Source organism: Gymnodinialimonas sp. JB5-7 (assembly GCF_055693405.1).
This window is the reverse complement of sequence record NZ_JBVFUX010000012.1, coordinates 1,670,793-1,683,636: the sequence shown is the minus strand read 5'-3', so window position 1 is coordinate 1,683,636 and position 12,844 is coordinate 1,670,793. Positions and strand designations below refer to the sequence as shown.

The window sequence follows — 12,844 nt, the reverse complement described above, 5'->3', positions numbered from 1 at the left end:
CGATGTCTGACAAAGAAGTGCTTCTGACCATCCGCGATCTGCGCATCGAAGGCCGGGCTGATGAGGAATGGCTTGAAATCGTGAAAGGCGTGGACCTGACCCTTCACAAGGGCGAAGTCCTTGGGCTGATTGGCGAATCCGGGGCTGGCAAGTCGACGATCGGCCTTGCCGCGATGGGCTTTGCCCGTGACGGTTGCCGTATCTCGGGCGGGACCATTGATTTCGACGGGATCGATTTGCGCAATGCGGGCGAGACAACCCGCCGGGGCCTGCGCGGCAAGCGCATTGCCTATGTCGCGCAATCGGCCGCAGCCAGCTTCAACCCGGCGCACAAGTTGATCGACCAATATGCCGAAGGCCCGGTTCAGCACGGCGTCATGTCGCGCGGCGAAGCCAATAGCGACGCGGTTGAGCTTTACGCGAAGATGCAATTGCCCAACCCCGACGAGATCGGCTTTCGCTATCCGCACCAGGTCTCGGGCGGGCAGTTGCAGCGCGCGATGACGGCAATGGCCATGGCCTGCCGCCCCGATCTGATCATCTTCGATGAGCCAACAACGGCCCTTGATGTTACCACCCAGATCGAGGTGCTTTCGGCGATCCGCGATATCGTTGAGCAATTCGACACTGCGGCAATCTACATCACCCACGACCTCGCCGTCGTGGCGCAGATGGCCGACAAGATCAAAGTGCTGCTGAAGGGTGAGGAGGTGGAAGAAGCCGACACCCGCACCATGTTGAACGCGCCGACGCAGGATTACACCAAATCGCTATGGGCCGTGCGCAGCCATGCGAGGGCGGAGCAACCGTCGGTACCCGCCGGGACCACGCCGGTTGTGTCGGTCAAGGGTGTGACGGCTGGCTATGGCACGCTCGACGTGCTCAAGAACATCAACTTCGACATTCATGCCCGCCGCACCGTTGCGGTTGTGGGCGAGTCTGGCTCTGGTAAATCGACCACGGCGCGTGTGATCACCGGGCTTTTGCCGCCCCGCCAGGGGGAGATCCTGTTCAACGGCAGCACCCTACCCCCGGATTACCGCCGACGCACGAAGGACCAATTGCGGCAGGCGCAGATGATCTACCAGATGGCGGACACGGCGCTGAACCCGAAGCAGAAGCTGCGGGAGCTGATTGGACGACCCGCGCAGATGTACCTCGGGCTAAGCGGCAAGGCGCTGGAAGAACGGGTGCGCAACCTGCTCGACCTGATTGAGTTGGAGCCCGACAACTACATCGACCGCCTGCCATCAGAACTGTCTGGCGGTCAGAAACAGAGGATCGGCATTGCCCGCGCGCTGGCGGCGGAGCCGCAGTTCATCATCTGTGATGAGGTGACCTCCGCGCTCGACCAACTGGTGGCGGAAGGCATTCTGAAGTTGCTGGACAAGCTGCAGGCCGAATTTAACCTCGCCTACATGTTCATCACCCACGATCTGGCGACGGTGAAATCCATCGCCGATGAAGTGGTGGTGATGAAGGAAGGGGTGGTTGTGGAGCAGGGGCCAAAATCCGAAATGTTCCAGCCACCACACGATCCCTATACGGAATTGCTGCTGTCTTCAGTTCCCGAGATGGACCCGGATTGGCTGGACAAACTGCTGGAAGAACGTGCCGCGGGTGGGGCCGGCGCCAGCGTAGAGGGCGCCGGGAACTAAGCGGTCAGTCGACGGTCATGTCGATGAGATAGGCGGAGCCGGCCGTCTTTGCCCGCTCCAGCGCGGATGCCAGCGCGGCCGTGCCTTCGATCCTTTCGGCGGGCATGCCATAGGCCTGCGCCACTTGCACGAAATCGGGGGCAGAGGGATTCACGCCTTCCGGTTTGATGGCGTTGTCGACCATGAAGCGTTCGATCTCCTGATAGCCATTGTTGTTCCAGACGAGAAAGATCACCGGGGTTCGTTCGTCCATTGCGGTGCCGAGCTCAGACAATACGAACTGCAGACCGCCATCCCCGGTGAGGCACAAAACGGGCGTGTCCGGGTCGCCAAGGGCTGCGCCGATAGCCGCGGGGCCCCGAAGCCTAACGCGCCATATCCGGTGGCTGCGTTGAACCAACTGCGCGGTTTGTCCATGCGGCACACAAGGTTGCCGGCGTAGACGGCCTGCGTGCTGTCCCCGACGATGCGGACGCCGGGGATCGTTTCGCGGATCATGTGCAGCATGTTGACCTGTTCCGCGTAGACCTCGCCGATTTCGGCCAGCGCAGCATCCAACGTATCCGCAACCCGCTGCGCGGCGCCGCTGGATTGCGAGGTGTCTTTCGTGAGGTCGACCAATGCACCCACGGCAGCAGCCGCGTCGGCCACAATTGGAATGTCAGGCACGCGGTTGCGGCCAAGCTGTGCAACGTCACTGTCGATACGGACGAGGAAGGACAGATCGGGCGATCTGCCGTCTTCATACATATCGTAATCGGTGCGCCCGAATTGCGTGCCAACGGCAAGCACAAGATCAGACTCGGCCATCAGTGTCCGAACACTAGCCATGCTTGGGCTGGCCCCAAGCTCCAACGGGCTGCCGCCTAGAATGCCGCGCGCGTTTGTTGTCGTGACCACGGGGGCATCAAAACGTTCCGCCAGTATGCGCAAGGGTGAGGCCGCGCCAACCGCACCGCCACCAGCAACGATCAGGGGACGGCTGGCCTCGTTCAGCAAACGGACCGTTTCAAGAAGAGGCTCAGACGCGGGGCGTGTCGGGTGCGGCAAAGCAGGAAGGGTTGCGGGGATTGCGACCTGTTGCTTCATCACATCCAGTGGCACTTCTATGTGAACCGGCCCGGGGCGCGCACTGGTCATCACCGCGAAAGCTCGCGTCAGGACGTGGTCCAAAACCTCAGCCCGGTGCAGAGTGTGCGACCAAAGTGCCACTTCACGCATCATCGCCCGCTGATCGGGAAGCTCATGCAGGAAACCCGCCTCGTGTCCGTGGGTTGCGACCCGGTTCACGCCCGAGATCACCAGCATCGGGACGCTGTCGGCGCGGGCCTGCGCCATCGGTGTGATCGCGTTCGTCACACCAGGCCCGGTGATCAGAAGGCACACGCCCGGCTTTCCGGTGGCGCGCGCGTAGCCGTCGGCCATGAATCCCGCGCTTTGTTCATGGCGCGGAGTGATATGGCGGATCGGGCTGTCGGCCAGACCGCGGTACATCTCGACCGTGTGGACGCCAGGAATGCCGAAAATCGTATCGACGCCGCGCTTTTCCAGATGCGCGATCAGCGCCTCACCCACGGTTTTCATCGCGCCCCTCCCTCAGATATCTTGGCCTTGCGCGCGGCGGATGGGGTCATCCCGAATTCGGCCTTGAAGGCGCGCGTCATAGCGGTGGCATCCTTGTAGCCCGCGCGCAAGGCCACCTCGGCCACGCTGTCACGGGTCTGCTCCAACCTGCGGCGGGCCTCTGCCAGCCGGATCGAGCGATACAGGCGTGCGGGCGGCAGCCCGGCATGGGTGCGAAATGCCTCCTCCAACCCGCGCAAGCTGAGCCCCAGTTCGCGGGCAATTTTCCTTAGCGGCAGGGGATGTTCCACGTTGCGTCGCATAAGCGCTGCGGTTGCGCGCACAAGACGGTGCTTGGGCAGCAAGTGTTGGGGGTCCGTCAGCTCGGCCCGTTCACCGTACATGAACAGGGCGGCCACTTCGAGGGAAAGCGCCGCGCCATGGTCCCGTTCAATCAGGGCGAGCAGCAGATCCAGCGTGGTGGTCGCCCCACCGCAAGACGCGCGATCTCCATCAACCACGAACCGGTCTTCGGTGAACGTGACCTGCGGGAACGCCTCAGCGCTTTCTGTCAGTGTGTCCCAATGGCAGGTGGCGCGGCGGCCATCCAGAAGACCGGCATGGGCCAGCAGGTACGCCCCCGTATCAAGGCCCACCAAAAGGTCGAACCGGGTAGATGCGCCGCGCAGGGCGCGCGCAGTCTGCGGGGTGGCCAGGGCCGCATGACCATAGCTCGGCATCACGAAAAGCGCGTCGCCCCGGTGATCCGACGTCAGTTGCGTTGGCGTGACGGGCAGCCCGCTGGACGATCGCAGCACCGCTTCCCCAAGGCTGAGGAAAGTCCAACTATAAAGCGCGCGGCGGGCAAGGGTGTTGGCTGCACGCAATGGCTCAACCGCATTGGCAAGGCACAGGTTCGAAAACCCGTCGAAAATGAGCATATTGATGCTTTTCGTATTGTGCATGATTTACTGTGTATTCTGCATGATCCGGAAGTCACGCTATGCGGTATTGCAGGGGCAGAACAAGGGGGACAGCACATGCATTTCGGCTTGAGCGATGAACAAGAGATGATCGTTTCGACCGTCCGGAGTTTTGTCGAAAACGAGATTTACCCCCATGAGGCCGAGGTCGAGCGCACCGGCGGGGTCCCCCATGACCTTGCACAAGATCTGAAGCAAAAGGTCATCGACCTGGGATTTTACGCCTGCAACTTTCCCGAAGAGGTGGGCGGCGCGGGGTTGAGCCATCTCGATTTCACCTTGGTGGAGCGGGAGCTTGGCCGAGGCTCCATGGCGTTGACGCATTTCTTCGGGCGACCGCAAAACATCCTGATGGCCTGTGAGGGCGAACAGCGCGAAAAGTACCTTCTGCCCGCCGTGCGCGGTGAGCGGATGGACGCCCTGGCAATGACCGAGCCCGAGGCCGGATCAGACGTGCGCGGCATGAAATGTGCGGCTGTGCGAGATGGCGGTGATTGGGTGCTGAACGGATCGAAGCACTTCATCTCAGGTGCAGACCACGCGGATTTCTTCATCGTCTTTGTGGCCACTGGCGTGGACGAAACACCGCGTGGACCCAAGAAGCGGATCACCTGTTTTCTCGTGGATCGGGGCCATCCGGGCTTTGTGGTGCGCGACGGGTATAATTCGGTCAGCCACCGGGGCTACAAGAATTGCATCCTTGAATTTGATGATTGTCGCCTGCCCGACGCGCAGGTTTTGGGAGAGGTCGATGGCGGTTTCGCCGTCATGAACGAATGGCTCTACGCGACCCGGCTGACCGTGGCGGCATTCAGCGTTGGGCGTGCGCGGCGCTGTTTCGACTATGCGCTAAGCTATGCGGCGGAGCGTAAGCAGTTTGGGCAGCAGATCGCCAAATTCCAGGGCGTGAGCTTTCAGATTGCCGATATGATCACCGAAATTGACGCAGCCGATTTCCTGACACTGGCTGGTGCATGGCGCCTGGATGAAGGTCTGCCCGCAAACCGCGAGATTGCCTCGGCCAAGGTATATGCCACGGAGATGCTGGCGCGGGTCACGGATACGACTTTGCAGATCTATGGCGGCATGGGATTGATGGACGACTTCCCAATCGAACGGTTCTGGCGTGACGCTCGGGTGGAGCGCATCTGGGACGGGACCAGCGAAATCCAGCGTCACATCATATCGCGTGACTTGTTCCGTCCCTTGGGCGCCTGATGCGGGACCTTTCGCGCCTTCTGCGACCGAACAGCATCGCCGTGATTGGTGGCGGTGCGTGGTGCGAAAACGTGATCCGTGAAGCGCGGGCTTTCGGGTTCAGAGGCCCGATCTGGCCGGTCCATCCAACCCACGCCACTGTAGCTGGCGAACCGGCCTTTGCGGATATCTCCGCCTTGCCAGAAGCGCCGGATGCAAGCTTCATTGGCGTCAATCGCCACGCCACGGTCGACATCATCCGCGCTTTGACCGCGCGCGGTGCAGGTGGGGCGGTGTGCTTTGCCTCCGGTTTCCTGGAGGCGTCTGAAGAGCTGTCTGACGGCGGCGCGGTCCAAGATGCCCTTTTGGATGCAGCGGGCGAGATGCCCATCTTCGGGCCCAATTGCTATGGCTTCCTGAACGGGTTGGACGAAGTGGCAATTTGGCCGGACCAACATGGCATGGTGAAGGTCGACCGAGGGGTGGCGATCATAACGCAATCCTCGAACATCGCCTTGAACCTGACGATGCAGAAACGGGGCTTGCCGATTGCCTATCTGCTAACAGCCGGCAATCAGGCGCAGGTCGACCTGGCAGAGCTTGGCATGGCGGCCCTGGCGGATGATCGCGTGACGGCACTGGGTCTTCATATCGAAGGGATCGGCGATCTGAGGCGGTTTGAGGCTCTGGCCAACGCGGCGCGAACGTTGGGCAAGCCGATTGTGGCGCTGAAAATTGGCGCGTCGGAACAGGCCCGCGCGGCCACGGTTTCCCACACCGCGTCCCTTGCTGGAAGCACCGCTGGATCCGACGCATTATTGGCCCGGCTCGGCATTCGGAAGGTCACGTCGCTTTCCGTGTTCCTCGAAGTTTTGAAACTGCTGCACGTCACTGGCCCATTGCCGTCGGCCCGCATCGCGTCCATGTCCTGCTCCGGCGGCGAGGCGAGTTTGATGGCGGACACGGCTGTGCGGTTCGACGTCGAATTTCCTTCCTTGAATGTCAGCCAGACCGTTGCCCTGCGGCACGCCCTTGGTCCGAAGGTCGCATTGGCCAATCCGCTGGATTACCACACCTACATCTGGGGCGACCGGGCTGCGATGGCGGCGACGTTCGCGGCCATGATGGATACGTCGTTGTCGCTTGGATGCGTGGTTCTGGATTTCCCGCGCGGCGACCGTTGCGATGCTTCCCTGTGGGACATCGTCATTGACGCGATCAAGGATGCTATCGCAGCCAGCGGCAAGCCGATTGCAATTGTCTCTTCGCTGCCGGAAACGCTTCCCGAAGAGGTCGCGATTGCCTTGGTACAAGATGGAATTGTACCGCTCTGTGGGCTCGATGACGCATTGTCTGCCATCGAGCTCGCGGCGCAATCCGACCCAACGGCACTGCCCGGGCCTATCCTGCTGCCGAGCGCAATTCATGAGGGGCAATCGAAAGTCCTGACCGAGGGAGAAGCAAAAGAAGCTCTGTCCCGCCACGGCATGATCGTTCCAAAATCTGTCAGTGCATCTTCTGGCGCAGAAGCGGGTCAGCTTTCGCAGACCTTGCGGCCGCCATTGGCCCTTAAAGGAGAAGGATTTGCGCACAAATCTGAGGTCGGCGCGCTGGCACTGAATCTTTGCACAAGCCAAGACGTGGCCATGGCGGCCAGTAAGATGCCTGCTGAGAAATTTCTTGTAGAAGAAATGGTTGAGGATGGCGTCGTTGAATTACTCGTCGGTGTCGTGGTGGATCCTGCGCACGGTTTCGTTCTGACCATCGGCGCAGGCGGCACGTGGACGGAGCTTCTTTCTGATACGCAGTGCCTTTTGATTCCCCTGACCAAGATTCAATCAACGGCGCGCTCGACCGCCTGAAGATCGCCCCGCTTTTGCACGGCTATCGCGGCGCATCCGCCGCCCATCGGCAATCGATTGTCAACGCGGTGCTGGCCGTGCAGGACTATGTCACCAGCAACGCAGACCGGGTGCTTGAAGTTGAAGTGAACCCCCTGATCTGCACTCCGACTCGCGCCGTCGCTGTCGACGCCTTGATCCGACTGAGGGAAATTGAATGACCGATACCCACCCCATCAAGACGCACCGTAATGGTCATGTGCTGGAAGTTACCTTGGATCGCCCCAAGGCCAATGCCATCGATTTGGCGACCAGCCGCATCATGGGCCAGGTCTTCACCGAATTCCGCGATGACCCCGAGCTGCGCGTGGCGCTGCTGACGGGCGCTGGAGAGAGGTTTTTCTGCCCCGGCTGGGATCTGAAGGCCGCCGCCGATGGCGACGCGGTTGACGGCGATTACGGCGTGGGCGGCTTTGGCGGCTTGCAGGAATTGCGCGGGCTGAACAAGCCAGTGATTGCTGCGGTAAATGGCATCTGCTGCGGCGGCGGGTTGGAATTGGCGTTGAGCGCAGACATCATCCTGGCCGCAGAGCATGCAAGCTTTGCGCTGCCTGAGATCCGCTCAGGCACGGTGGCAGATGCGGCGTCGGTCAAATTGCCCAAGCGCATCCCTTACCACATTGCAATGGAGATGCTGTTCACCGGCCGGTGGCTGGACGCGGAAGAGGCCGCGCGGTGGGGCATGATCAACCAGGTGCATCCGGCTGATGCGCTGATGGACCGGGCGCGCGAGATGGCGGCGCTCATCGCCTCTGGCCCACCGCTTGTAAACGCGGCCATCAAGGAGATCGTGCGCGAGGCTGAAGACATGAAGTTTCAGGACGCGCTGAACAAAATCACCAAAAGCCAGTTCGAAACGGTCGAACGGCTCTATCGCTCGGAAGATCAACTCGAAGGCGCGCGCGCCTTTGCGGAAAAACGCGACCCGGTCTGGAAGGGCCGCTAACGGGACGGCGGGTGGGGCGAGGCCGAAGGCCAGCGTCACCCACGGCCAGAAGGACACAACATGCCACTGCAAATGAACAAAGATGTCTTCATTACCTGTGCGGTCACAGGCTCGGGTGCAACGCAAGATCGCTCCCCCCATGTTCCACGCTCGCCGAAAGAAATCGCTGACAGCGCAATCGACGCCGCCAAGGCCGGGGCCGCGATTGTTCATTGCCATGTGCGCGATCCTGAAACAGGCGTGCCGTCCCGTGATCTGAAACTCTACCGCGAAGTGACCGACCGTATCCGCGATGCGGAGGTCGATGTGGTCTTGAACCTGACTGCCGGGATGGGCGGCGACATCGTTTTTGGCGGAACGGACGCCCCCCTGCCGGTTGCCCCCGGAACCGACATGGTTGGCGCCGAGGAACGCGTCGCTCATGTTGCCGAATGCCTCCCCGAAATCTGCACGCTTGATTGCGGTACGATGAATTTCGCCGAAGCCGACTACGTCATGACCAACACGCCCGGCATGTTGCAGGCCATGGGCCGCATGATGACCGATCTGGGTGTGAAGCCCGAGATTGAAGCCTTTGATACCGGCCACCTATGGTATGCCAAGCAATTGGCGGCCGATGGCGTGCTAGATGCCCCCGCCCTTGTGCAGCTTTGCATGGGGGTGCCGTGGGGCGCGCCGGATGACCTCAACACCTTCATGGCCATGGTCAACAACGTGCCAGACGACTGGACCTTCAGCGCCTTCTCCCTTGGTCGCAACCAGATGGCTTATGCTGCGGCCGCCGTGCTTGCGGGCGGCAATGTGCGGGTTGGGTTGGAAGACAATCTTTGGCTGGAAAAGGGTGTTCTGGCGACTAACGCGCAATTGGTCGAACGGGCGGTCGGTGTCGTGGAAGGCATGGGGGCGCGGATCATCGGGCCCGCGGAAGTTCGCGAGAAACTTGGCCTGACAAAGCGGGCACCGGTATGAGAGTTCAACCTCTGCTTGGGCTTGCAGCCCTCCTCGCTGTTGCTTCGTGCGATGTGGCGCTTGGGCCGTCCTATCGGGATGAGAGCGTTCAGATTGCATCAGCGGCTGCGTTTGATCCAACCCGTTATCTGGGCCGTTGGTACGAGGTTTACCGCTATCCGAACCCGTTCCAATCGGACTGTCCCGGCGCAATTGCGGAATATGGCCTTTCGGAATCGCCGGGTGTTTTGACGGTGACAAATATCTGCCTCGATGCGAACGGCCAGCCGACGGATACCATCACCGGCACTGCAACAGATGAAGGTTTGGGCCGGCTTTCCGTTCGATTGCAGGGTGTGCCAGTCGCCGCTCCCTATTGGGTTTTGTGGGTCGATGAAGGCTACCGGACGGCCGTGGTCGGCGCCCCGAATGGACGTGTCGGTTGGATCCTCAACCGGGATCCTGACATCCCGCCGGACCGCTTGGCGGCTGCGCGCGAGGTTCTCGATTTCAACGGCTATGATCTCGGCCCATTGCAGCGGAGTGTGACACCATGAAGGCGGCCATCATCGGGGGTGGCGTGATCGGCGGTGGATGGGCCGCGCGGTTTTTGCTGAACGGGTGGGACGTTTCGGTCTTTGATCCGGACCCCGAGGCAGAGCGGAAGATTGGAGAGGTCCTCGCCAATGCGCGGCGCGCCTTGCCTGCGCTTTATGATCGCGCGTTGCCTGTGGAAGGCACCTTGCGGTTTACCGACGAGATTGCCGATGCGGTAGTGGGCGCCGAGTGGGTTCAGGAAAGCGTGCCCGAACGGCTGGACATCAAGCATCGCGTTCTCGGCGATTTGGATCGTCACGCACCGCCCGGTGCGATCATCGCCTCATCTACCAGTGGCTTCAAACCGTCAGAACTGACGGCTGAGGGCGCGCGCTGTATCGTGGCGCATCCCTTTAACCCGGTCTACCTGCTGCCTCTGATCGAGCTGGTGGGTGACGCGCAGACCTGTGGCTTGGCTCAGGCAATGCTTCGGGAGGTGGGCCTTTATCCGCTGCATATCCGCAAGGAGATTGACGCCCATATTGCAGACCGGTTCCTTGAGGCTGTCTGGCGCGAGGCGCTTTGGCTTGTGAAAGACGGGATCGCAACCACCGAGGAAATAGACGAGGCCATTCGCATGGGCTTTGGCCTGCGATGGGCGCAAATGGGCCTGTTTGAGACCTATCGCGTGGCGGGCGGCGAGGCGGGCATGAAGCATTTCATGGCGCAGTTCGGGCCCTGTTTGAGTTTCCCTTGGACCAAGCTGATGGATGTGCCGGAGTTCACCGATGAGCTGGTCGATCTTATCGCCGGGCAGTCTGATGCGCAGTCGGGGCATCTGAGCATCCGGGAGTTGGAGCGTCTGCGCGACGATAACCTTGTGGGCATCATGCGGGCGTTGAAACACTCCGGCTCCGGCGCGGGCGGGGTTGTGACGGCCCATGAAGCAAAGCTCGCGCAAGCAGGGATGCCTGTGACGCTGGATCGGCAAATCCCGCAAGGTTGGACCGATTACAATGGGCACATGAACGAGACCCATTATCTGGAAGCTGGATCAAAGGCGACCGACCGCTTCATGGAGATGGTTGGCGCCGATGCGGCTTATGTCGCGGGGGGCTTGAGTTACTTCACCGTCGAGAACCATGTCCGCTATCTGGCAGAGGCCCATGCGGGGATCGGCTGCGCGCCGAGACGCGGCTTTTGGACGGAGAGGGCAAGAAGTTGCACCTGTTCCACACGCTGATGCGCGGGGATGGTGAGGTGGTGGCGACGGTGGAGACGTTCCTGCTCCATGTGGACCTCGGGACCCGGAAATCCTGCCCGCCGACGGAGGCGGTTCAGCGGGCGCTTGCGGAGGTTGCGGAGGCGCAGAAGGGCGTACCTGTGCCGGAGGGATCGGGGCGCGTGGGGCGATAGGACAGCGCGGGTGTTGCACGTTGATCATTCATTCCTGAATGGAATTCGCAAATTTCGCGGCATTTCCATTCAAATTTGAATAGCCGCGGTGCGGGTGAGATGCCATTGGAGCGCCGCTGCACCCTTTTGGCTTTGGCCAAGAAGCGGCGAAACCGTCACGCCGGTTTCCCGACGCCCCCAAAGAGCCACTTTTGTGCAGAGGCATACTCCACAAACAATCGCGCGAGGCTATCGCGCGGGGCATTGGCCGGATAGACCGCGTAGACGTCGATCGGCCGCAGTCGGACATTCGGCAACAGTTCCACCAATCGCCCGGCCCGCAATGCCTCGGCCACCAAGGGGTAGGTTTCGATCATGAACCCCATGCCATCTTCGACAACGGAGCGGGCCATCGCGAAATTGTCGCATGTCACCAGAGCACGCGGTTCGCGGGTGGGGGTGTGTCCATCCACGCTGGTCGCGATACTCGCCCACGGGATCGCCGGGCAGGCGATGCGATCCCAATCGGCCAGATCGTCAATGGTTTTCAGGGGCGGACGCGCGCGGACATAATCGGGCGACGCGAAAATGCAGAACTCCAGACTGCCCAGTTTGCGCGCCTTGTAGCTGCTGTCGTCGAGGTCGGTCATGCGGCCACGGATTGCAACGTCGTATTGCGACCCTTCCAGACGAACACTCTCATCGGAAAAGTGACACTTTAACTGCACCTTGGGATAGGCGCGCACGAACCCGGCGTAGAGATCGGAATACGGCCGTTCAGAGCTTGAGGCGTTGGCGGTAATTGTCAGCGTGCCGACCGGCTGTTCGACCCGGAGATTGAGAGCGGCGAGACCTTCTTGTGCGGCGGCTGTCATGCGCTGACTTGCGGAGAGCAGATCGGCGCCTGCGTCGGTCAAGGATATGCGACGGGTGGAGCGATAGAGAAGCGCCAGCCCGAGTTGGTCTTCAAGCTGTGTTATGTGGTGACTGACCACCGATGGAGACAGGTTCAGCTTGCGCGCGGCCCCCCGGAACGAGCCCGCCTCGGCGACGGTTTGAAAAATCGCCATGGCGCGCAGTTGATCAATCACTGTTCGATCCTATCGAATTATCAAACGGATAATACCTAACTTATCTGACAAAGCGTTTTGCGCAATCCTTTCCCAAGTCGCGAACACGCGGCGGGCAACACAGAAAAAGGAAGCAAGATCATGACTTTGATGATTTCAATCGCGCGCGTTTCACGCAAACCCGATGCGGCCGAAATGCAGGCGTTTCACAACGACCATAACGCCTTGTTGGGCGCATATGCCGGACCGGCGAAAATTCTGGACGATCCCAATGATCCGAACCAGATCGCCGTTGTCGTTGACGTGCACGACCTTGAAGCGATGCGAAAAGCGACCCGCACACCGGAAGGCGACGCAATGATGCGGAAATACGGATTCCTCGAACAGCTTTCCTATTTCCTTGAGCCTTCGGGCGCGCAGGCATGAGCCTTTTGCGCGCGCTGTTTGGGGGCGTTTCGGGATCGCCGAGGGCATGCGACCCGTCCCGGACGTGGACGATGTGGTGCGCGCCTGGACCCTGCACCAACGGCAGTGTCCGTCCGCCGGGGGCGGGCCATTGTGGTATTGAGCCTCGCAAACCGCGCCCTGCACGCATCGCCGCCTCTGGTCCGGGGCGGCGATTGAAAAGTTTGGGCATAGCGTTCCT

Annotated in this window: 10 protein-coding genes and 2 pseudogenes; 8 read left to right on the top strand and 4 right to left on the bottom strand. The window is 61.2% G+C overall.

Going from position 1 to position 12,844, the window contains the following annotated elements:
- The first annotated feature begins 2 nt into the window (after positions 1–2).
- Complete coding sequence (locus tag ACZ1HK_RS16970) at positions 3–1,658, top strand: ABC transporter ATP-binding protein (protein WP_472629681.1); 1,656 nt, start codon at positions 3–5, stop codon at positions 1,656–1,658.
- Between the two features lie 4 nt (positions 1,659–1,662).
- Here the strand turns inward: ACZ1HK_RS16970 and ACZ1HK_RS16965 are convergent, their stop codons facing one another.
- The 3 genes from ACZ1HK_RS16965 to ACZ1HK_RS16955 are packed head-to-tail and all read right to left on the bottom strand — an operon-like array spanning position 1,663 to position 4,162.
- A complete protein-coding gene (locus tag ACZ1HK_RS16965) occupies positions 1,663–1,968 on the bottom strand; it encodes a thiamine pyrophosphate-dependent enzyme (RefSeq protein ID WP_472629680.1) in 306 nt (101 codons plus the stop codon).
- Entirely contained in the window at positions 1,890–3,242 is a 1,353-nt protein-coding gene (locus ACZ1HK_RS16960) for a 5-guanidino-2-oxopentanoate decarboxylase (protein ID WP_472629679.1), read from the bottom strand. The genes ACZ1HK_RS16965 and ACZ1HK_RS16960 overlap by 79 nt, the downstream gene beginning before the upstream one ends.
- Positions 3,239–4,162, bottom strand: a complete 924-nt coding sequence (locus tag ACZ1HK_RS16955) for a GlxA family transcriptional regulator (protein ID WP_472629678.1) — start codon at positions 4,160–4,162, stop codon at positions 3,239–3,241. The genes ACZ1HK_RS16960 and ACZ1HK_RS16955 overlap by 4 nt, the downstream gene beginning before the upstream one ends.
- 99 nt (positions 4,163–4,261) lie before the next feature.
- On the opposite strand from ACZ1HK_RS16955, the gene ACZ1HK_RS16950 reads away from it, so the two are divergent.
- The 6 genes and pseudogenes from ACZ1HK_RS16950 (at position 4,262) to ACZ1HK_RS16925 (ending at position 11,149) form a co-directional block, all read left to right on the top strand.
- Positions 4,262–5,422, top strand: coding sequence for an acyl-CoA dehydrogenase family protein (locus ACZ1HK_RS16950; protein ID WP_472629677.1), 1,161 nt, complete (start codon positions 4,262–4,264; stop codon positions 5,420–5,422).
- Positions 5,422–7,463 (top strand): annotated as a pseudogene (locus ACZ1HK_RS16945) (acetate--CoA ligase family protein). Before ACZ1HK_RS16950 ends, ACZ1HK_RS16945 begins: the two are co-directional and overlap by 1 nt.
- On the top strand, positions 7,460–8,248 hold the full coding sequence (locus tag ACZ1HK_RS16940) for a carnitinyl-CoA dehydratase (RefSeq protein ID WP_472629676.1): 789 nt from the start codon (positions 7,460–7,462) through the stop codon (positions 8,246–8,248). Before ACZ1HK_RS16945 ends, ACZ1HK_RS16940 begins: the two are co-directional and overlap by 4 nt.
- Before the next feature lie 60 nt (positions 8,249–8,308).
- Entirely contained in the window at positions 8,309–9,217 is a 909-nt protein-coding gene (gene bcoG, locus ACZ1HK_RS16935; RefSeq protein WP_472629675.1) for a 3-dehydrocarnitine:acetyl-CoA trimethylamine transferase BcoG, read from the top strand.
- Positions 9,214–9,753, top strand: coding sequence for a lipocalin family protein (locus ACZ1HK_RS16930; protein ID WP_472629674.1), 540 nt, complete (start codon positions 9,214–9,216; stop codon positions 9,751–9,753). The genes bcoG and ACZ1HK_RS16930 overlap by 4 nt, the downstream gene beginning before the upstream one ends.
- A pseudogene (locus ACZ1HK_RS16925) lies at positions 9,750–11,149 on the top strand (carnitine 3-dehydrogenase). Before ACZ1HK_RS16930 ends, ACZ1HK_RS16925 begins: the two are co-directional and overlap by 4 nt.
- Positions 11,150–11,304: 155 nt before the next feature.
- Here the strand turns inward: ACZ1HK_RS16925 and ACZ1HK_RS16920 are convergent.
- Positions 11,305–12,219: a LysR family transcriptional regulator gene (locus tag ACZ1HK_RS16920; protein ID WP_472629673.1), complete on the bottom strand. Its 915-nt coding sequence runs from the start codon at positions 12,217–12,219 to the stop codon at positions 11,305–11,307.
- A 120-nt stretch (positions 12,220–12,339) separates the two neighbouring features.
- Between ACZ1HK_RS16920 and ACZ1HK_RS16915 the strand changes: the two genes are divergently transcribed.
- Complete coding sequence (locus ACZ1HK_RS16915; protein WP_472629672.1) at positions 12,340–12,624, top strand: hypothetical protein; 285 nt, start codon at positions 12,340–12,342, stop codon at positions 12,622–12,624.
- The last annotated feature ends 220 nt before the right edge of the window (positions 12,625–12,844 follow it).